This window comes from Burkholderia cepacia, assembly GCF_029962485.1.
GTDB lineage: Bacteria > Pseudomonadota > Gammaproteobacteria > Burkholderiales > Burkholderiaceae > Burkholderia.
The window spans coordinates 729,571-748,474 of sequence record NZ_CP073638.1; the positions used below are offsets into that span (position 1 = coordinate 729,571).

12 protein-coding genes are annotated in these 18,904 nt (G+C 68.7%); all 12 read right to left on the minus strand.

All coding sequences use genetic code 11. From position 1 onward, the window contains the following. Positions 1-2 precede the first annotated feature (2 nt). Positions 3-2,207, minus strand: coding sequence for a type VI secretion system tip protein TssI/VgrG (gene tssI, locus KEC55_RS19750; RefSeq protein WP_282509886.1), 2,205 nt, complete (start codon positions 2,205-2,207; stop codon positions 3-5). Next, positions 2,204-4,864, minus strand: a complete 2,661-nt coding sequence (tssH, locus tag KEC55_RS19755) for a type VI secretion system ATPase TssH (RefSeq protein WP_282509888.1) — start codon at positions 4,862-4,864, stop codon at positions 2,204-2,206. The genes tssI and tssH overlap by 4 nt, the downstream gene beginning before the upstream one ends. A gap of 12 nt (positions 4,865-4,876) precedes the next feature. Further along, positions 4,877-5,968, minus strand: coding sequence for a type VI secretion system baseplate subunit TssG (gene tssG / locus KEC55_RS19760; protein ID WP_282509890.1), 1,092 nt, complete (start codon positions 5,966-5,968; stop codon positions 4,877-4,879). Beyond that, the gene (gene tssF / locus KEC55_RS19765) at positions 5,965-7,836 is read right to left on the minus strand and encodes a type VI secretion system baseplate subunit TssF (protein ID WP_282509892.1); all 1,872 of its coding nucleotides are present in this window, start codon (positions 7,834-7,836) and stop codon (positions 5,965-5,967) included. Before tssF ends, tssG begins: the two co-directional genes overlap by 4 nt. 4 nt (positions 7,837-7,840) lie before the next feature. Then, positions 7,841-8,389 (minus strand): type VI secretion system baseplate subunit TssE, encoded by a 549-nt coding sequence (tssE, locus tag KEC55_RS19770; protein ID WP_282509894.1) that lies wholly within the window; start codon positions 8,387-8,389, stop codon positions 7,841-7,843. A gap of 16 nt (positions 8,390-8,405) precedes the next feature. Beyond that, positions 8,406-8,897, minus strand: coding sequence for an Hcp family type VI secretion system effector (locus tag KEC55_RS19775; RefSeq protein ID WP_027791618.1), 492 nt, complete (start codon positions 8,895-8,897; stop codon positions 8,406-8,408). A 71-nt stretch (positions 8,898-8,968) separates the two neighbouring features. Further along, the gene (gene tssC / locus KEC55_RS19780; RefSeq protein ID WP_282509896.1) at positions 8,969-10,477 is read right to left on the minus strand and encodes a type VI secretion system contractile sheath large subunit; all 1,509 of its coding nucleotides are present in this window, start codon (positions 10,475-10,477) and stop codon (positions 8,969-8,971) included. After that, positions 10,470-11,024 (minus strand): type VI secretion system contractile sheath small subunit, encoded by a 555-nt coding sequence (tssB, locus tag KEC55_RS19785; protein WP_114179939.1) that lies wholly within the window; start codon positions 11,022-11,024, stop codon positions 10,470-10,472. Before tssB ends, tssC begins: the two co-directional genes overlap by 8 nt. Before the next feature lie 73 nt (positions 11,025-11,097). Next, positions 11,098-12,210 carry a type VI secretion system protein TssA gene (gene tssA, locus KEC55_RS19790; protein WP_282509906.1) on the minus strand — a complete coding sequence of 371 codons (1,113 nt, stop codon included), beginning with the start codon at positions 12,208-12,210 and terminating at the stop codon, positions 11,098-11,100. After that, positions 12,197-14,524, minus strand: coding sequence for a serine/threonine protein kinase (locus KEC55_RS19795; protein WP_282509908.1), 2,328 nt, complete (start codon positions 14,522-14,524; stop codon positions 12,197-12,199). The genes tssA and KEC55_RS19795 overlap by 14 nt, the downstream gene beginning before the upstream one ends. Positions 14,525-14,596: 72 nt before the next feature. After that, positions 14,597-15,280 (minus strand): type VI secretion system-associated protein TagF, encoded by a 684-nt coding sequence (gene tagF / locus KEC55_RS19800; protein ID WP_432626315.1) that lies wholly within the window; start codon positions 15,278-15,280, stop codon positions 14,597-14,599. Further along, positions 15,277-18,903 carry a type VI secretion system membrane subunit TssM gene (gene tssM, locus KEC55_RS19805; RefSeq protein ID WP_282509912.1) on the minus strand — a complete coding sequence of 1,209 codons (3,627 nt, stop codon included), beginning with the start codon at positions 18,901-18,903 and terminating at the stop codon, positions 15,277-15,279. The genes tagF and tssM overlap by 4 nt, the downstream gene beginning before the upstream one ends. Position 18,904: the final 1 nt, after the last annotated feature.

Below are 18,904 nucleotides of genomic sequence, written 5' to 3' on the forward strand. Positions count from 1 at the left end.
CGTCACGGATTCAGTTTCAGGACGGCGCCTTCGACCGTGTGCTCGGCGGTCGCCGACGACGTCACCGTCTTGCCGTTCACGCTGTGGCTGTTCGTGCCGGTCGATGTGACATTGACACCCTGGATCGTGATCGTGCCGTCGCTCTTCATCACGATGCTCGAATTCCCGCAGACGAGCGAAAGCCGATCGCCGGCGTTGACGGTCACCTGATGCTGTACGTTCGTCGTATGGTTCGCCCCGACGTTGACGGTGTGTTCTCCGCCGACCGTGTGCGTATGGGCTTTGGCGATCGTCGACGTTCGTGTACCGATTTCTTCGGTATGCGCCGATGCAACCAGCGTCTTCATGTCCTGCGACGTCGTCTGGTACATCTGCCCGACGTTCAGTGTCTTGGCTTCGCCGATCGTTTCGGTTTTGCCATGCGTGACCGTTTCCGTGTGGCTGCCGCCGATCGTCGCGGCACGATCCGACGCGATCGTCACGGTCTCGTTCTTCCCGACCGTTCGCGTCCGGTTTCCGCCCACCCCATGCGTTTCATCCACGCCAATCTGCGCAACCCGGTTCTGCCCGATATTGACCGTCTCGTTCTGCCCCACACTCCGCTGCCGGTTGTTCTTCACCTGCATCGTCTCGTCGTTCCCGACCGTATGCGTATGGTTGTTCCCGACCGACAACGTGTGATCGGCCTCCGTCTCCGCATCGAAATTCCTTTCCGCGTGCATCCACAGCTGCTCGGCGCCCTTCTTGTCCTCAAACCGGAACGCATTGGCGTGGTCGGTCGTCCCGCCTGGCGACGACCGTGACAGCAATCCGCTCTGCGTCGCACTCCCCGGCAGCCCCCACGGCGGCATCTTCTCGCCGTTGAAAACCCGTCCGGTGACGATCGGCTCATCCGGATCGCCGTTCAGGAAGTCGACGACGACTTCATCACCCACCCGCGGAATCTGCACGCCCCCGAATCCACCACCGGCCCAAGGACTCGACACCCGCACCCAGCACGACGAATCCTGATTGCTCTGCCCATACCGATCCCAGCGAAACTGCAACTTCACGCGCCCATACTGATCGGTCCAGATTTCCTCCCCCGGCGGCCCGACGACGGTCGCCGTCTGCGGCCCATTGGTACGCGGCCTCGGCGTATCGCGCGGTGACCGGTAAGGCAGGCTTGACGGCTGAACGAGCATCATCGTCTGGTGCACCACAGCCTCCGCGCCCTGGTCGCTCGCATAGGCGTTCTCCTGAAACCGGTACTGGCACCGCACGATCAAATACTCACGGTTCTGGTCCGCACGCGGACAATGCGCGAGCGTGAACAGGTAACCCGGCGCAGCACCGCGCACGTCGGTATCCGCACTCGCCCGCTCATGCTCAGCCTGCTGCTCCTCGAGCCTCACGCGGCTGTAATGCGCGCCGGGCGCATCGTCGCGATAACCGCCCGGCCACTCAAACGACGCGAAGCTGTCGTGATCATGACCACGCGGATCGACTTTCTGCGACGAAAGGTCGGCCCGCGGCTTCGTGTAATCGTAGTCGGTGGTCTGATGCTTGCCGACGCTCACCTCCTGCGCGGGCAGCCAGCCGTCGATATGCTCCTCGTCGGCGATCGCGGTGCGGTCGCGCGCGATGTACGGAATCGTCTCGTAGCCGGGCAGCGCGGTATGCGACGACATCGCGTCGCCGAGCATCAGCGTATGCGAGTCCTCCGCATGGCGGAACCAGTAATAGATGCCCTCGAACTCCATCAGCCGCGACACGAACGCGGCATCGGTCTCGTTGTATTGCACGCAGTACTCGCGCGGAACGTACGTTTCCGCGAGGTGGTTCTCGATCGGAAAGCCGTATATCGACAGCACTTCCTGCACGATCTCGGGCACGGTCTTGTTCTGGAAGATCCGGCAGTCGGAACGGCGCGTCGCGAGCCACAACCATGGGCGCACGATCAGGTCATAGCCGTAGTACCGCGCGGCACGCCGACCGGCGAGTGTTGCGCGCGCAACGATTCCGTTCAGATAACGCGTCGACTGGTCCTGCTGTTCGATCCGCACCGTCACGGGCTTGCCTAGCATGTCCTTCAGCGACAGGCTGTGGCTGTCGGCGAGCGCCTCGATCCGGAATTCGAACAGCCGGCCGAGTTCGTCGCTACCGTCGAGCGTATGGAACTTGAGGTCGTCGCCATGCGGGCTGTCGAGTGTGAATACGCGATTCAAGTCGTTTCCTCCTCGTCGAACCGGTAAGCGAATTCGCCGTCGGCCGCGCTCACCTCGATCGACGCCAGCGCGCGCCCTTCGAGCGTGGCCTGCAGGATCGCGCGGCTGATGCGTGGCATCACGGTATGCGTGAGGATCGCGTCGACCATACGGCCGCCGGATTCGATGGTCCGGCAGCGTTCGACGATCAGCGCGGTCGCCGCGTCGGTACAGTGCAGCCGGATGCCGTGATGCGCGTCGATTCGCTTCTCGACACGCCGCAACTGCAGCGCGACGATCCGGGCGAGCGTCGCGTCGGTCAGCGGGTAATACGGCACGACGGTGAGCCGGCCGAGCAGCGCGGCCGGAAACACGTCGAGCAGCGGCGCGCGCAGTGCATCGGCGAGCGTGTGCGTGTCGGGCAGGCACTCGGGGTCGCGGCATAGCTCCATCACGCGATCGGCGCCGACATTCGACGTCAGCAAGATCACGGTATGGCGGAAATCGATGTCGCGCCCTTCACCGTCCTCCATCCAGCCCTTGTCGAACACCTGGAAGAAAATCTCGTGCACGTCGCGGTGCGCCTTCTCGATCTCGTCGAGCAGCACGACGCTGTACGGCCGGCGGCGCACGGCCTCGGTCAGCACCCCGCCCTGCCCGTAGCCGACATAGCCGGGCGGCGCGCCTTTCAGCGTCGACACGGTGTGCGCCTCCTGGAACTCGCTCATGTTGATCGTGATTGCGTTGTGCTCACCGCCGTACAGCGTGTCGGCGAGCGCAAGCGCGGTTTCGGTCTTGCCGACGCCGGACGGGCCGCACAGCAGGAACACGCCATGCGGCTTGGTCGGATCGTCGAGCTTCGCGCGTGCGGTCTGGATCCGCTCGGCGATCAGTTCGACCACATGCCGCTGCCCCACGACGCGTTCGCCGAGCGTATCGGCGAGCTTCAGCACGGCCTGCGTCTCGTCGCGCACCATCCGGCCAAGCGGAATGCCGGTCCAGTCGGCGACGACGGCCGCCACCGCGTGCGTGTCGACCGCGGGCAGCACGAGCGGCGCATCGCCCTGCAGGTCGGCCAGCGCCTGCTGGGCGGCGGCGAGGCGCGCCTGCGCGGCGGCACGGTCGTCTGCATCGAGCGTGTGCGACGGATCATCGTCGAGCAACAAGGCGCGCGATTCGACGATTGCCGCCAACGCGTCGCGTTCGGTTTGCCAGCGAGTGTCGAGGCGGTCGAGTTCCGCCCGTGCCGCCGAAATCTCGGTGCCGATCGCGTCGCGCCGCGCGATATCGCCAGTGCCGAGCGCGCACTCGCGCCCGATCCGCTCCTGCTCGACGCGCAGGCCGTCGATGCGGTGGCGCGCGTCCTCGATCGGCGCGGGCACCGCGTGCTGGCTGACAGCGACGCGCGCGCATGCCGTATCGAGCAGACTGATCGCCTTGTCCGGCAACTGGCGGGCGGGAACGTACCGGTGCGACAGCGTGACGGCGGCCTGAAGCGCGTCGTCGAGCACGAGTACGCGGTGATGGGCCTCGAGCTTCGCGGCCAGGCCGCGCAGCATGGTCAGCGCGGCCGCTTCTTCCGGTTCGTGCACGTGGACGAGCTGGAAGCGCCGCGTCAGCGCGGGATCCTTCTCGACGTACTGCTTGTACTCGGACCACGTGGTCGCGCCGATCGTGCGCAGCAAGCCGCGCGCGAGCGCCGGTTTCAGCAGGTTCGCGGCGTCGCCGGTGCCGGCCGCCCCGCCCGCGCCGACGAGCGTATGCACTTCGTCGATGAACAGGATCGCCGGCCGCTCGGACGACATCGCTTCGTCGATCACGCCGCGCAAGCGGCTCTCGAACTCGCCCTTCACGCTCGCGCCGGCCTGCAGCAGGCCGATGTCGAGCAGATACAGCGCGACGTCGCGCAGTGACGGCGGTACGTCGCCGGCGGCGATCCGCAGCGCGAAACCTTCCGCGACGGCAGTCTTGCCGACGCCGGCCTCGCCGACCAGCAACGGGTTGTTCTGCCGGCGCCGCAGAAGGATGTCGACGATCTGGCGGATCTCGGCGTCGCGGCCGACGACGGGGTCGATCTCGCCGGCCCGCGCACGGGCGGTCAGGTCGACGGCGAAGCGTGCGAGTGCCGAGCCTTCGGTAGAGGTGGTCGCGCCGCGCATCGCCGTGTCGCCGCCCGGCACAGCCTGCCCGGCCGGTGGCGCTTCCGGCGAGCCTTCGACGATCGATTCGAGCGCGTCAGCGAGCACGTCGGGCACGATGCGCTCGAATTCGCGCGTGATCGCCACCAGCACGTTGCGCAACTGCGGCGTCTTCAGGATCGCGAGCAGCAGCACCGCGCCGCGAATGCGCGTCGCGTCGTACTTCAGCGTCGCATAGACCCACGCGCGCTCGACCGCGTCGTCGATATGCACCGACAGGTCCGACACCGATCCCGCGCCGCGCGGCAACTTGTCGAGCGCGGCGACGAGGCCGCGATCGATTGCGGCCTCGTCGATCTCGAAGCGGCGCAACACGCGCTGCAGGTCGCCGTCGGGCCGCTGCAGCATCTGCTTGAACCAGTGCGCGAGTTCGACGTACGGATTGCCGCGCAGCCGGCAGAACCCGGTCGCCTGCTCGAGCGTCTCGTAGAGGAACGGATTCAGTTTTCCGAACAGGTTGACGCGGCCGATATCGGACATGACGGTTCCCGGTTAGGCGGTTTCGCGATGAAGGGGCGTGCCGCCGCGCCGCACGTCGTAGCGGACGACGAGGTCGCGCGCCGGGCCCGGTTCGAGCCGCTGCCCGAGCCACGCGGTGCGGCCGATGCCCTGCGGCGCGCCGAGCGCGATCGCCGGCACTGCGTCGGCCGCCAGTTCCAGCTGCACGTCCCAGTCGAATTCGATGCCGACGTACTCGCGCACCCATTGCGCGAGCTGCCGCGCGTGTGGGCCGCCCGGCAGGAAGCGGCGATACGCATCGAGCGTCAGCGGGCCGAGCACGATCCGGAAACGCGACTGCGCGTCGCGCACCGCGATGCCAAGCGCGACGGCGCCGACGCGCAACGTCGGCCGCGTCGCATGGATCGTGCAGCGCTGCGAGTGCTCGATCGCGACCCACTGCGGCACGTGCTCGACGATGCGCGCGTCGACGCCGAAATGCCGGCGCAGGATCTGCACGAGCCCTTCCGGGTTGCGCGTGTGCCGCACGAGATGGCCCGCGTGGAAATAGCGCGCATGCGGCGCGAGCGTGTCGGCGTCGGCAGGCGCGGCCGGCGTGTCGCCATGCGCGACGCGCCCGATCAGGCTCGCGATATAGCCGTCGAACCGTGCGCGCCCGGGCCGATCGAGGCTCACCGTCGGCTGTGCGTCGGCCCACGCGCGGTAGAACAGCAGGATCAGCCGGTGATGGAACAGATCGGCGAATGCGGCAAACGTCGGGTCGTCGTGCTGCGCCGCGCGTTCGTGTGCGTATTCGGTCAGGTGCGTCGGCAGCGGCCCGTTCGGGCCGAACAGTCCGAAACCGTGGATCGCGATGCGCGGCGGCATGGCGCCGTCGTCGTCGTGGATGCCGGCCAGCATCGACGCGGCGAACGCGAGCGACGGCTGCTGCCCGAGCCGCACCGGTTCGTCGCGCGGCCGGGTGGCGCGCCCGAGCGGCGGGCGTCCGGGCGCCAGCGCATCGAGCCAGCGCAGCGCCTGGAACAGGTCGTAGCCGTGCGGCGCGGCACGCAGCCGTGCCCACCACGCGTCGCGGCGCGCGTCGGCGGCGGCCGGCTGAATGCCGGATGACGGTTCGCGTTTCATATCGCCGGCCGCCTGCCGATACGCGCCGGCCAGCGCGCGAGCGTGCCGCGTTGCGCGCTGGTCAGCACGCATTCGGCGAACGCGTTGATCGACACGTGGCGCGCGAAGAACTGTTCGAGCACCGAGCCGAGCAGGAACGGACTGTCGCCGGAAAACGCATGGTCGTCGACGGTCACGTCGACCTGCACGCCGCGCCCGAACATCAACGGCCCGGATGCCGGCAGCCGGCGGAACACGGGCGAGAACGCGACGCGCTGCACGCCGTCGATCTGCCGGCGCATCGCGGTGTCGGCCGGGTCGGCATGCAGGCCGAGCAGTTCGCGCAGCGCATGCGCGCCCTCTTCGTCGTCGAGATCGGTCAGCGTGTGGCGCGCCAGCCCGAGATGTCGGATCAGCCGCCACGCGGTTTGTGCATCGGCGATCGGCGGACGCGGCCGCGACGGGCCACGGATGGCGACGATGCGCTCGACCGGGGCCGACACGCGCAGCGTGAACGTGTTCGCGTCGCCCGGTGCCTGCAGCAGCACGAGATCGCGGTTCGTGCACAGCGTGTCGGCTGCGAGGTAGCGCATCGTCTCGTCGTACGGGGCGCACTGGCTGTCGACGAGCGACACGTAGGTCTCGCTGCCCACGTAACCGGTGCGCGTGCCGTTCGAGCGTGCCTGCGCGGACACCAGCCGCGGCTCGCGCCGCACCGTGTAGTACGCGCCGTAGTTGCCGTCGTCGCCGGAGAACGACGCGTGAAACGGCCGGAATTCGCGCGACTGACCGTCGTCGCGCTGTTCGCTCGCGAGCCGCTGCACCGCATAGACCTCGTAGTCGAGCGGCCGGCTGCGATCGACGACGACATGGTGCTCGCGCGCGCCCGGTTGCAGCGGAATGCGGTCGGCGCGGCGTGCGAACAGATTCACGGCCGGCGTGCAGTTCAGCGCGAGGTGGCGCGCGTCGACGGCCGCTTCGAGCGTCGCGTCGTGCCGGTCGAACAGCACGGTCAGCTCGCACTCGTCGCCGGTCGCACGCGCGAGCGCGGCGCGCAGCCCGCCGATGCTGAAGAACAGAAAGCGCGCGGGAAACGCGAAATACTCGCGCAGCAGCCGGTAACCGTGGAAGCTGCGGCCGTCGTCGGGCAGGATCGCCTGCGCGGGATCGAAGCCTTCATGGACGATCGCGTCGGCGTCGAGCGGATGCAGCCAGCGCGGCGGCTGCCCCGGGTCGTGGCAAACGACGCGGAGCGCATGTGCGGCGATCAGTTCGAGCAGATGCAGCGCGTCGCGCTCAGGGCCTGCGAGATGGAAGGTGAGCCGATCGAGCGGCAACTGCGAGAGCTTGGCGCCGCCGCGCGCCTTCAGCCTGATGCGTAGCGCGCCACGCACGTCCTGGCGGGCGGCGACGGCGCCGCGCGGCAGCCAGGACGGCGCGCCGGTGACGGTTGCGTCGATCAGTTCGAGCGGCCACAGCGTCAGGTCGTGGGCGGTGCGGAATTCGCACGCGGTCTGCTCTGACGCGGTCGGCCGCGCGCGCAGCGCGGTGCCGGCCGGCAGGTGCCAACCCTGTGCGAGGCTGCCTTCGTTCAGCAGCGGCGCGAACCGCACGATCGCCATCGACGGTAGCGGCGCGATATAGCCGGGATACACGGCATCGAGCAGCGCGTGCGTGAAGCGCGGGAACTCGGCGTCCATCTTCAGCTGGACGCGCGCGGTGAGGAAACTGAAGCCTTCGAGCAGCCGCTCGACGTACGGGTCGGGCGGCCCCGACTCATTGAGCCGCAGCCGCGCGGCAACTTTCGGGAACTGCTGCGCGAATTCGCCGCCGAGTTCGCGCAGGTACGCGAGTTCGCGGTTGTAGTAGTCGAGCAGGCGCGTATCCATCGCGTCAGGCTCCCGTCACGGATTGCAGCGACATCGCGCCCGTCTCGAGATCGAGGCCGGAACGCAGCACGAATTCGAGCGGATGCGGGATCGACCACAGCGTGCCGCGGATCTCGAACAGCAGCACGTTGTGACGCCGCTCGCCGGCGCGGCCGCCGGGCGCGTCGATCACGCTGCGGACATCGATGCTGTCGGGCGCGATGCGCGGCTCGAATCGGACGATCGCGTCGCGGATCGACGCCTCGACCGACATCCGCTCGACGCCCGACATCGGCTTGCCGACGAGCGGCCGCATGCCGTAGTTGAGCACCGACGCCTGCGCGTGCGCGAACGCCGACCAGTCGACGAAGCCGTCCTCGGCGTTGCGCGTGTTGAGCAGCCACGCGAGATCGCGCAGCACGGCCGCACGCAGGCGTTCGGTGCCGATCCATAACGCGCCGGGCGCTTCGGCGGCGCGTTGCGGTGCGTCGTCGGTGAGCCGGTCGAGCAACGCCGGCTGCAGCCGGTCGCGCAGGTTGCCATCCCGGCCGTTGCGGGTTCGCGGGTCGTCCATGGTCGTCTCCGCGCCGTTACATCTCGGTGTTTTCCTTGATGTTCCAGCCGACTGTCACCTCGGCGCCCTTGCCGCCGTTGTCGTTCTGCTGCCAGTACTGCTTCTTCACCTTCGCGGCCTGGAAGCCGTAATGCATCATCAGCCGGTCGGCGACGTCGCCCGGATCGATGCCAGCGACCTGCGCAGAGGTGACGAGCACCTCCTGCAGCGTCACGCGCATGAACTCGACCTGGGTGCCGCCCGTCTTGCACGCGGAAATCTCGACCGATGAAAGATGCTTGCCGTTCGCGCAGTTCTTGATGATCGCGGGCGCGCCCTTGTCCATGTACGCGGCGACGACGAGATCGTTGAAGCTCGCCTTTCCCGCGTTGCCGCCGCTGCCGCTCGCCATCGCGCCCGGCTGGCTCGCGCCCCATGTGAACGACTGGATGTCGGTCCAGCCCTTGTGCTGCGCGTCCGCCGATTCGCCGGTCACGCCGTCCACCTTCATAAACATTGCCACGCCCATAACCGTCTCCGTTTCAGTGCGATGTCAGGATGAATGCCGTGTTGAATGCCGATCGTTGCCTGCCGCGCCGCTCACTCGTTCGCCGCCTTCGCGGTCGGCAGCCGCGAGATGAGCCGCAACGACACGGTGAGCCCTTCGAGCTGGTAGTGCGGCCGCAGGAAGAATTTCGACGTGTAGTAGCCGGGGTTGTCCTCGACCTCGTCGACGACCACCTGCGCGGCCGCGAGCGGCTTGCGCGCCTTGGTTTCCTGCGACGAGTTCACGGGGTCGCCGTCGACGTAGTTCATGATCCAGTCGTTCAGCCAGCGCTCCATGTCGTCGCGTTCGCGGAACGAGCCGATCTTGTCGCGCACGATGCACTTCAGGTAATGGGCGAAGCGGCAGCACGCGAACAGGTACGGCAGGCGGCCGGACAGCCGCGCATTCGCGGTTGCGTCGGGGTCGTGGTACTCGGCCGGCTGATACAGCGACTGCGCGCCGATGAATGCCGCGAAATCGGAGTTCTTCCGGTGCACGAACGGCATGAAACCGTTCTTCGCGAGTTCGGCTTCGCGGCGGTCGCTGATCGCGATCTCGGTCGGGCATTTCTGGTCGATGCCGCCGTCGTCGGTCGGGAACGTGTGGCTCGGCAGCCCTTCGACGGCCCCGCCCGATTCGACGCCGCGGATCGACGAGCACCAGCCGTACTGCTTGAACGAGCGGTTGATGTTCGCCGCCATCGCGTACGCCGAGTTCGCCCACGTGTAGCGGTCGTGGTTCGCGGCGTTGGTGTCTTCCTCGAAGTCGAACTCGTCGACCGGATTGGTGCGCGCGCCGTAGGGCAGCCGCGCGAGAAAGCGCGGCATCGCGAGGCCGACGTAGCGCGAGTCCTCCGACTGCCGCAGGCTGCGCCACGCCGCGTATTCGGTGTTCTGGAAGATCTTCGTCAGGTCGCGCGGGTTCGACAGCTCCTGCCACGAATCCATCTGCATCAGCTCGGGCGACGCGCCGGCGATGAACGGTGCATGCGCGGCGGCCGCGATCTTCGACAGTTCGCCGAGCATTTCGACGTCCGGCGGGCTGTGATTGAAATGAAAGTCGCCGACCAGGCAGCCGAACGGCTCGCCGCCGAACTGACCGTATTCCTCCTCGTAGATCTTGCGGAACAGCGGGCTCTGGTCCCACGCGACGCCCTTGTAGCGCTTCAGCATCCGCGCGACCTCGGTGCGCGACGCCGGCAGCGCCTTGATCTTCAGCAACTCGTCGGTCTCGGTGTGCGTGACGAGGTAATGCAGCCCGCGCCATGCGCCTTCGAGCGTCTGGAACTCGGTGTGATGCAGGATCTGGTTGATCTGCTCGGACAGCTTGCGGTCGATCTCCGCGATGATCTGCTTCACGCTGCCGTACGCGTCGGTCGTCATGCCGACCGTATGTTCGAGCGCCTGCTGCGCGAGCGTGCGCACCGCGCGCTCGACCGACTCGCGCGCCTCGGCCGTCTTCGGCTTGAATTCCTTCTGCAGCAGCGCCGCGAACTCGTCGTGCACGACGGCGGGCTGAGCGGCCTGGCGCGTGTCGGCGCGGGACTGGACGGGATCATTCATCGCGGGCCTCCGGTTGGGTCGCGTCACCGCCCTGCGCGGGTTCGCGCGGTTCGCGCACGAGCGTCTTCAGCAGGTCGGGATCGTTGATCGCGCGCTCGATCAGCTGTTCGGCGCCGTGCTTGCCGTCCATGTACGACAGCAGGTTCGACAGCTCGGTGCGTGCCTCCAGCAACCGGCGCAGCGCGTCGACGTTGCGCGCGATCGCGGCCGGCGAGAAATCGTCGATCTGCTCGAACGTCATGTCGACGTTGAGCATCCCTTCGCCCGTCAGCGTATTCGGCACCTGGAACGCGACGCGCGGCGCGACCGACTTCATCCGCTCGTCGAAGTTGTCGACGTCGATCTCGAGAAACTTGCGCTCCGGCAAATCCGGCAGCGGCTCGGCACGCTTGCCGGCGAGGTCCGAAATCACGCCCATCACGAACGGCAGCTGCACCTTTCGTTCGGCGCCATAGGTCTCGACGTCGTACTCGATCTGCACGCGCGGCGCACGATTGCGCGCGATGAACTTCTGTCCGCTGCCCGCTGCCTTGGTTCTGTCCGTCATCGTCCACTCCTTCACTTCGATCAGGTTTCGCGAGTCGTTGCCGCCGCCCGCGTGGCGGCTTCCTTCGTTCGGTTCATTCGCTCCGTTCGCCGCTCAGCAGGTCCAGCTTCGGCAGGCTCTCCGGCGCGAGATCGCGGATGATTTCGTAGAAGTCGAGCGCGAGCAGCCGCTGGGCGCGCCGCAGCAGCAGCGGCGCGGGATGGCTCGGCTCGTGCAGCTCGAAATAGCGGCACATCTTGTCGAGGCCGATGCGGACGTCGTCGCGGCTCGTGACTTCGGCATCGCGCCACGCGTGGGCATTCGACATCGCCGCCTGCGCGGCCGGTGCGGTGCCGCCGGGTGCGGCCTGCGGTGCAGGCATCGCGCCGTCCGGTGGGCGTTGCGACGGCTCGGGCAGCGGCACGTCCTGCGCGATCCGGCGCAACGCCTTTTCCGCATCGCCCTCATCGGGCGCCCATTCGCGGCCGAGTTTGTCCGCCACGCACGTGCGGATCGCATCGAGCGATTGCAATGCGGCACGCGCTGCGTCGAGCGGTGTCGTGCCGTCGTCGCGTGCGGCCGACAGCGCGGCGATCAGGCTTTCGCGGCTGCCGATCGCGGCGGCGCCCGTTTCGTCGCGGCCGTCGAGCAGCCGTTCGGCGTCGCGCACGCTCGGCCCGCCGTCGAAGAGCGGCTGGCGGCGCGCCGCGCGTGCGCAATCGTGCGCACCGGCCACGTCGGCAAGTGCGTTCGTCCGTGGCGTCGGGTCCGGCTCACCGTCGGCGTCGAGCCGCGGATGCAGGTCGTCCCAGCGCTGTTCGAGCAGTGTCGCGACGACCGCGAGTGCGTCCGCGTAGCCGGGAATGCCGTGCTGCTCGGTCCAGCTGCGCGCGAGACAGGCGACGACGCGCAGGTCTTTCGTGCGGGTGGACAACGCGAGCGCGAGCCGTTCGACCGTGCGCCAGTCGGGCGCCTCGGCCGGGATCACGGTGTCGCCGTATTGCTGCTCGGCGCGCGGCGTCGCGCGTTCCTGCAGTTGCAGGAACTCGGCGTCGTATTCGAGGTTCGCGCCGCACGGCGCATCCGGCGCGACGTCCGCGAGCAGCCGGCCGATCAGGTCGGCGCGCGGCGATGCCGGCACGCCGGGCGATGCCGCGGAATATTCGGCGGCGGCCAGCGCCGCCTGGCTGACGTCATTCGAATGCATAGTCGATGTTGACCGGTTTGCTGCCGAAGTCGATCGCGACGGTGCGGTGCAACGGCGGCAGCGCGCCGTTGCGGATCTCGATTACGTAGACGCCCGGCGTCAGCGACACCGAACGCAGCGGCGGGCTCGCGCCGCGCCGTGCGCCGTTCACGTAGACGTCGCCCCAGGGGCGCACGTTGAAACGCACCTGGACGGTTTCCTGCGTCTTCGGCGGACGCGGTAGCGATTCCGCCGTTGGCGCGTTCACGGCGGCGACGGCCGTCTCGGTTTCCGACGGTGGCTTCGGCGCGGGCGTTGGCGTTGTCGCCGGTGCGGCGGCCGCTTCCGACGGCGGGACGTTGACGACGCGTTCCGATGCGTCGAGGCTGCCGGCCGGGGCGATGGTCGAACTCGCACCGGCCCGCGCCGAAGGCGGATTCGTGACGGTCGTCGCGACCTGCGGCACGGGCACGGCGGCCTCGACGGCAGGCGCACTGGCCGGCGCGGCGGCGATCGGCGGCGGCGGAACATCCGCGGACGATCCGGCCGGCAGGCTCGACGGCGGCACGACGGTCGGTGTCGGCCCCTGCTGGGCCAGCGTCGCGGCTGGCGTACTGGCGGGCGGTGACGTGCCGGCCAGCGGCTGGCTTGCGGCGGGAGCTGTGTCGTCCGCGACACGGGCCGGCCGCGACAGATAGGTTGCGGCGAGGCCGATGGCGATCAGCGCAACGACTGCGCCACCGACATAGACGGGCACGCGGCGGCTGCGTGATCCGGCCGGCGCCACCGCACGCGGGGTGCCGGTCGGCGGTGATGTGCCGCCGGGCGACGCGGCCGATGCGGCAGGCCGCGACGTATTCGCACCTGCGGCACCGGCAAGCTGGTCAGCATGGCTGTTGGTATTTCCAACTTCTGGTGCCGTGTCACGGTTGCCGATCCTGGCGTCGGCACCTGGCGCTCGCGTGCCGGGATCGTCGTGCGTTGCGCTGCTGGCTGCCGGCGGTTCCTTCGCACGTTCGGCATTTCCGTCCGGCGCATCGGATTGAGCAGGCTTTGCCGCATGCGCTGCCGCCGAAGCCGCGAGTGTTCCGGTAGCGCCCATCGCAGCGCCTTGTGCGGCCGCCTTCGATGTAGCAGACCCTTCCGGCTCCGGTTTCGCGCCGGACCCGGCTGACGACGCGGAGGCGGTTTCCGACGGCGTCGACATTTCGTCCGGATGCGCTGACTTCGACGAAGGCACATGCGTTGCGGCCTTGTCCGAAGCCGTCCCGCCCTCGCCGATCGCCGACGCAGCGGAAGCCGTCGAAGCATCTGCCTTCCCCTCCCGGCCCTTGCCGGCATCTCCCGCCAGCGGCGCGGCTGCCGCGCCATACCCAACTCCCGTCCGGTCGAAGTCCCGCAACCCGAGTTCCGCCGCGAACGCCGCGACCGATTCCGGCCGGTCCTGAATCCGCAACTGCAGCGCATGATCGACCGCCGCGAGAAACGCCGGGCTGTACACCTCGCCGGCCGGCAGTTCGCGCGACGCGAGCGGCCGGTACGTATCCTTGATGCTGCGCACGACGGCCGCGGGCGGCAATTCGCCAGTGATCATCGCGTGCATCACCGCGCCGAGCGCATAGAGGTCGGTCCACGGCCCCTGGCTGAACGCGGGATCGTCGGTGTACTGCTCGATCGGCGCGTAGCCCGGCTTGATCATCATCGCGCCGTCGTCGACCATGTCGCCGATCCGTTTGCGCGCCGCGCCGAAGTCGAGCAGGATCGCGCTGCCGTTCGGGCGGATCAGCACGTTGTCGAGCGCGACGTCGCGATGGAAGCATTGCGCGCGATGCAGCGTGTCGAGTGCGCCGAGCAGCGCACCGACGATATTGCGCAATTGCGTCTCGCTGACCCGCATCCCGCTGTCGAGCAGCTGCTTGAGCGTGCGCCCTTCGTAGAACGGCATCACCATGTACGCGGTGCCGTGGCTTTCCCAGAAGTGCAGGACCTTGACAAGCCCCGGATGATCGAACTGCGCGAGCAGGCGCGCCTCGTTGAGGAACGCGCCGCGTCCCGCATCGAACGCCTGCGCGAACCGCTCCGAACGCAGCGACACCGTGTAGTCGCCGCCGCGCGTCGCGAGCATCGACGGCATGTACTCCTTGATCGCGACTGCGCGCCGCAACGTGCGGTCGAACGCGCGATAGACGATGCCGAAACCGCCGATGCCCAGCACCTCGTCGAGCTGCAACTCGCCGAGGCGATGGCCGAGCGGCAGCGGCCGCACCGTGAATTCGGATGCGTCGCCGCGTGTCGCCGTGTCATGCTCGTTGTCTCTCGATCCAGCGTCCTTCATCTCCACCACCTCTCGAAACCGCATCCTTTCCGCCTGCCGCGCGCGGCGGCCCACCCGCCGTCACCCAGGCCGCTAGCCGCCGCCGAACAGCGCCAGGAACAACGCGTTGTCGGGCGTGCCGGTGTGCGCATGCGTGCGCAGCGGCGATCCGTCGGCGCGGTTGGTCCACCAGAAGCTGGTGCCGCCGTGCGGATCGAAATAGCCTGACAGCCCCGGCCATGCCGGTGCCGCCGGTCGCTCCGGCAGCGCCGCCGGCATGCCTTCGACGAGGTCCGCCGCGTCGCGACCGACGCCCGGCGCGAGCCGCACGCGTTCGAGCGTCCGCTCGAGGTCGCCCGGTGCGCGTGCGTGGCGGATCGCGTCGAGCAGCGCGTGGCCGACCTGCCAGTAGTACGTGTCGGCGGCGTCCGGCAGTCCGTTCCAGTAGTCGGCCGCGCGCATCGGTAGCGTGACGATCACCGGGTAATAGCGCCCGATGCGATCGCAACTCGGCGCGAGGCAGCCCGACTGCACGCACGATGCGCCGGCACCCGCCGGGATCAGGAAATTCCAGACCGGCGCGACCGTGTAGTGGCGCTCGATCTCGTCCGTGCCGCGCTGGCGCATCGCGGCCATCCCCTGCTGAAGCCAGCGTTCCCACCACTGCGCGAGCGCATGCGGCAGCCGGCTGTTCACGAAGTCGCCGGCACCGGGAATCTTCCCGTACCAGGCCGGCGCGTCGCCGTCGGCGCGCGCGAGCGGCGGTGTCGGGCTCATGGCTTCGGAGGGCATGTAAAGGACTCCATCTGGGGCAGTCGGAACGGGTTGCGGACGCTGCCCGCATTCACCTGCAGCACGATCGGTTTGCCGTCGACCGTGAAGCGCGCAATCATCTGGTCCGAACCGCGCCCGGCCGATACGGCGGCGCGGTCGAACAGCCGGTGCAGCGCCCACGGCCCGTCGGTCGAGAAGCCGTCGGCCGCACCGGCCTGGCCCGACACCTGCAGTCGTACCTGGTTGCTGCCGCGCGGGCCCGGCCAGTCGAGCGCGCTCTGCACGAGCGGCCCGTGCGCGTAGCGGACGATCTGTCCGTCGACGTCGAGCACCATCTCGGTGATCGACGGATCCATTTCGAGCGGCTGGACCTGCACCTTCAACTGCGCGGTGCGTGCGCCGCCGCCGAAATAGACGTCGCGGATCACCGCGGCTTTCTCAAACGACGCAAGCATTGCCGCGGCCGACGGATCGGCGTCGGCATTGCGGTTCGCGAAGCGCCACGGGTGCGACGTCGTATCGACGATCGATTGCAGATTTTTCTGGAAGAAGTCGTCCATCAGGCCGCCCGGCGCGAACATCTGCGCGAAATCGGCCGGCGCGACGTCGCGCGACGCACCGCGTGCGAACGGATAGCGGCCCGCGATTGCCTGCCGGCAGAAGTCGCCGACGTTCGCGCCGGCACGCTGCGCGACGCTGCGCTGCTCGACGGTCGCGACGCTGCCGTTCGCGACGTTCGACAGATCGTCGAGCACTTCGCGGAACGGCGTCGGCAGGCGGCCGGCCTGCGCGCGCAGCCGTGCGGGGGCGTCCGACGGCGGCGGTTGCGCGCCGCTCCTCAGCGCATCGTCGGTGGCTGTCAGGTACGTGTACAGCGCGTCGATCGACTTCAGCACCTCGTTGAACGCCTGGGCCTGGTCGCCGCTGCCCGGCGCGAATGCACGCAGCCCGGCGAAATGGCTGTCGACCACCTGTTCGGGGCTCGCGGGCGCCGCCGCTGACGGATTCGCATCGCTGGCCTGCCCCGCGAAGATCTGCGACAGCGAGCTGCGCGCCTCGTCGACCTTGTCCTGCGCACGCGACGCCAGATTGCGTGCACCGCCCGGCGCGTCGCCAAGCGCCGTGTCGCGTGCAAGCGCCACCATCAGCCGCGTGAGCGGCGAGTCGGCCGACGACAGCGCGCGCGCGACCTGGATGCTCTGCGCGAGCGTTGCCGTGCGCTGCAGCTTGATGTCGGCGAGATAGTCGTCCCAGATCTTCAGGTAGTCGTTCAGGTAAAGCTGGCGGATGTCCCGTGCCCATGCGGCCGCGTCGTTCGGCCCGGGGATCTCGGACAGGCCGAGGTTCAACACCCACACCTCCTCGCGCCCGTACGCTTCGACCTCGCCGGCCAGGCGCGGCGCGAACACGTTGCGATAGCCGTTGCGCGTATAGAAACCTGGCACGCCTTCCGACAACGGCTTGCCGCCTTGGCGGCGGAACACCAGCGACGCATCGGGGCCGACCGCGCGCGCGACGCTGAAGTCGAACGCCGACGTCGCCGGACGCAGCGTGCGCGTGAGCTGGCGGTACAGCCGCTGCGAGAACGGCACCTGTCGCAGCCGGTCGCGCACGTCGGCCACGAGCCGCTCGTTCATCGGATACGGCGACACCGCGACACGGCCGCCGAACAGCGCGGCGAGATGCGCGCGCAGCGCCGCGCGTTCGACCGGCGAGAAATCGGGCGGCAGCGAGCGCTCCATTTCGAGGTCGACGACAGCCTGCACGAACGCGGGATCGTAGTGTGCGCTGTCGTACAGCATCAGGTACGCCTTCAGCGCCGCATACGCATATTCGGTTTCGTCGGGCCGCGCGTCGCGCAGCGCGGCTTCCATCCGGCTCGCGGCGATCGGCAGCAGCACGTCCTCGAGTGCGCGCCGGTACACGGCATCGACGGCCTCGTCGATCTTCTCGCCCTGGAACAGCCCCCACCGGTACGCGAGCGGCGGATGCTGCAGGTCGACACCACCCGCATTCGCGAGCCCGCCGAGCGCGTCGAGCACGGGCAGCAACCGCGCGATGTCGGACGCATCGGAGAATTTCGCGCCGGCGATCTGCGAATCGACGGCCGGCACGCGCGCGGCGATCTGGTCGAGATACGCGCGGTTGTTCGCATAGCTGCGCAGCCACGCGGCCAGCACGGCCACGCACACCAGCGCGAGCAGCACGTAGCCGGCGAACTGCAGCACGCGCCGCTTCTGGTGCCAGCGCAGGTCGCTGCCGGCAAGCGCGGCTTCGCGGAAGATGTGCTCTTGCAACAGCGATTTCAGGAAGAAGCTGCGGCCGGTCGAGCCGACTTGAGCGACCGGCGGCACGCCCTCGATCTTCAGGAAGCGCTTGATGCCGCTCATCACGCGATCGAACGCGGTGCCCTCCTGCGTGCCGCTCGTCAGGTAGACGCCGCGCAGCATCGGCATCGGCTCGTAGCTCGACACCGAAAACACTTCGGCGACGAACTGGCCGAGCATGTCCTGCAGGTCGGCGATCTGCTGCGGCAGCAGGTACGTCATCTCGCGCTGGCGCGCGTCCGTCTGCGCGGCGAGCAACTCGGGTAGCCCGTCGTTCAGCCGCTGGTGCAACAGCCGGTATTCGCGGTCGAACGCCGCGCGCAGGTCGAAGCCGGGCGCTTCGCTCTGCGCGAGCGGGAACGTGAACCCCCACACCTGCGCGCATTCCGCGCGGCCGTACGCACCGAAGTATTCGGCGAAGCCGGCCAGCAGGTCGGCCTTCGTCACGAGCAGGTACACGGGAAAGCGGATGCCAAGCTGCGCGCGCAGTTCGAGCAGCCGCTTGCGCAGCACCATCGCGTGCTGCGTGCGTTCGGCTTCCGACGCGCCGAGCAGGTCCGCGACGCTGATCGTCAGCATCGCGCCGTTCAGCGGCTGGCGCGTGCGGTATTTCTTCAGCAGGTCGACGAAGCCTTTCCACTCGGCCTCGTCGAGTGCGCGATTGCCTTCGTGTGTCGTATAGCGGCCGGCCGTGTCGATCAGCACCGCGTCGTTCGTGAACCACCAGTCGCAATGCCGCGTGCCGCCCACGCCGCGAATTGCCGCGCGGCCGAACTGTTCGGCGAGCGGGAAACTGAGCCCGGAATTGACGAGTGCGGTGGTCTTGCCCGAACCCGGCGCACCGATGAACACGTACCACGGCAACTGGTACAGATACTGGCGCGACATCCGGTCGAACCAGCGCGGCAGGCCCTTGCGCACGGTATCGGCCTGCCCGAAGCGGACCTTCTTCAGCAGCGTCGCGGCTTCGTCGAAGCGACTGCGCAACTCGTCGAGCTGCGCCTTCGCCGGATCGTCGGCGATGGCCGGCCCCGGCGCCGCCTCGCGCAGCTGGTTCAGCAACTGCGCATTGAGGCGGCCGGCGCGCCAGCTGCGCCACGCGACGCGCACGCCCCACGCGATGAACAGCACCGCGATCGTCAGAGCCCGCGCCCAGCCGCTTTCGAGCGGCCGGATCTCCGCAAACGCGAACAGCGGGCCCGCGAGCCACACGAAGCACGCGAGCACGACGAGACCGGCAAAGGTCCAGATTTCCCGCGACGGCAACGGCCGGACGAAACGCGCGACAGCCTGGTTCATG

What these genes read in the sequence shown, in the direction of transcription:
- tssE (WP_282509894.1), bottom strand. Translation starts at nt 8,389, where the DNA reads ATGGACGACCCGCGAACCCGCAACGGCCGGGATGGCAACCTGCGCGAC.
- tssG (WP_282509890.1), bottom strand. Translation starts at nt 5,968, where the DNA reads ATGAAACGCGAACCGTCATCCGGCATTCAGCCGGCCGCCGCCGACGCG.
- tssC (WP_282509896.1), bottom strand. Translation starts at nt 10,477, where the DNA reads ATGAATGATCCCGTCCAGTCCCGCGCCGACACGCGCCAGGCCGCTCAG.
- KEC55_RS19775 (WP_027791618.1), bottom strand. Translation starts at nt 8,897, where the DNA reads ATGGGCGTGGCAATGTTTATGAAGGTGGACGGCGTGACCGGCGAATCG.
- tssM (WP_282509912.1), bottom strand. Translation starts at nt 18,903, where the DNA reads ATGAACCAGGCTGTCGCGCGTTTCGTCCGGCCGTTGCCGTCGCGGGAA.
- tssF (WP_282509892.1), bottom strand. Translation starts at nt 7,836, where the DNA reads ATGGATACGCGCCTGCTCGACTACTACAACCGCGAACTCGCGTACCTG.
- tagF (WP_432626315.1), bottom strand. Translation starts at nt 15,280, where the DNA reads ATGAGCCCGACACCGCCGCTCGCGCGCGCCGACGGCGACGCGCCGGCC.
- tssA (WP_282509906.1), bottom strand. Translation starts at nt 12,210, where the DNA reads ATGCATTCGAATGACGTCAGCCAGGCGGCGCTGGCCGCCGCCGAATAT.
- KEC55_RS19795 (WP_282509908.1), bottom strand. Translation starts at nt 14,524, where the DNA reads ATGAAGGACGCTGGATCGAGAGACAACGAGCATGACACGGCGACACGC.
- tssB (WP_114179939.1), bottom strand. Translation starts at nt 11,024, where the DNA reads ATGACGGACAGAACCAAGGCAGCGGGCAGCGGACAGAAGTTCATCGCG.
- tssH (WP_282509888.1), bottom strand. Translation starts at nt 4,864, where the DNA reads ATGTCCGATATCGGCCGCGTCAACCTGTTCGGAAAACTGAATCCGTTC.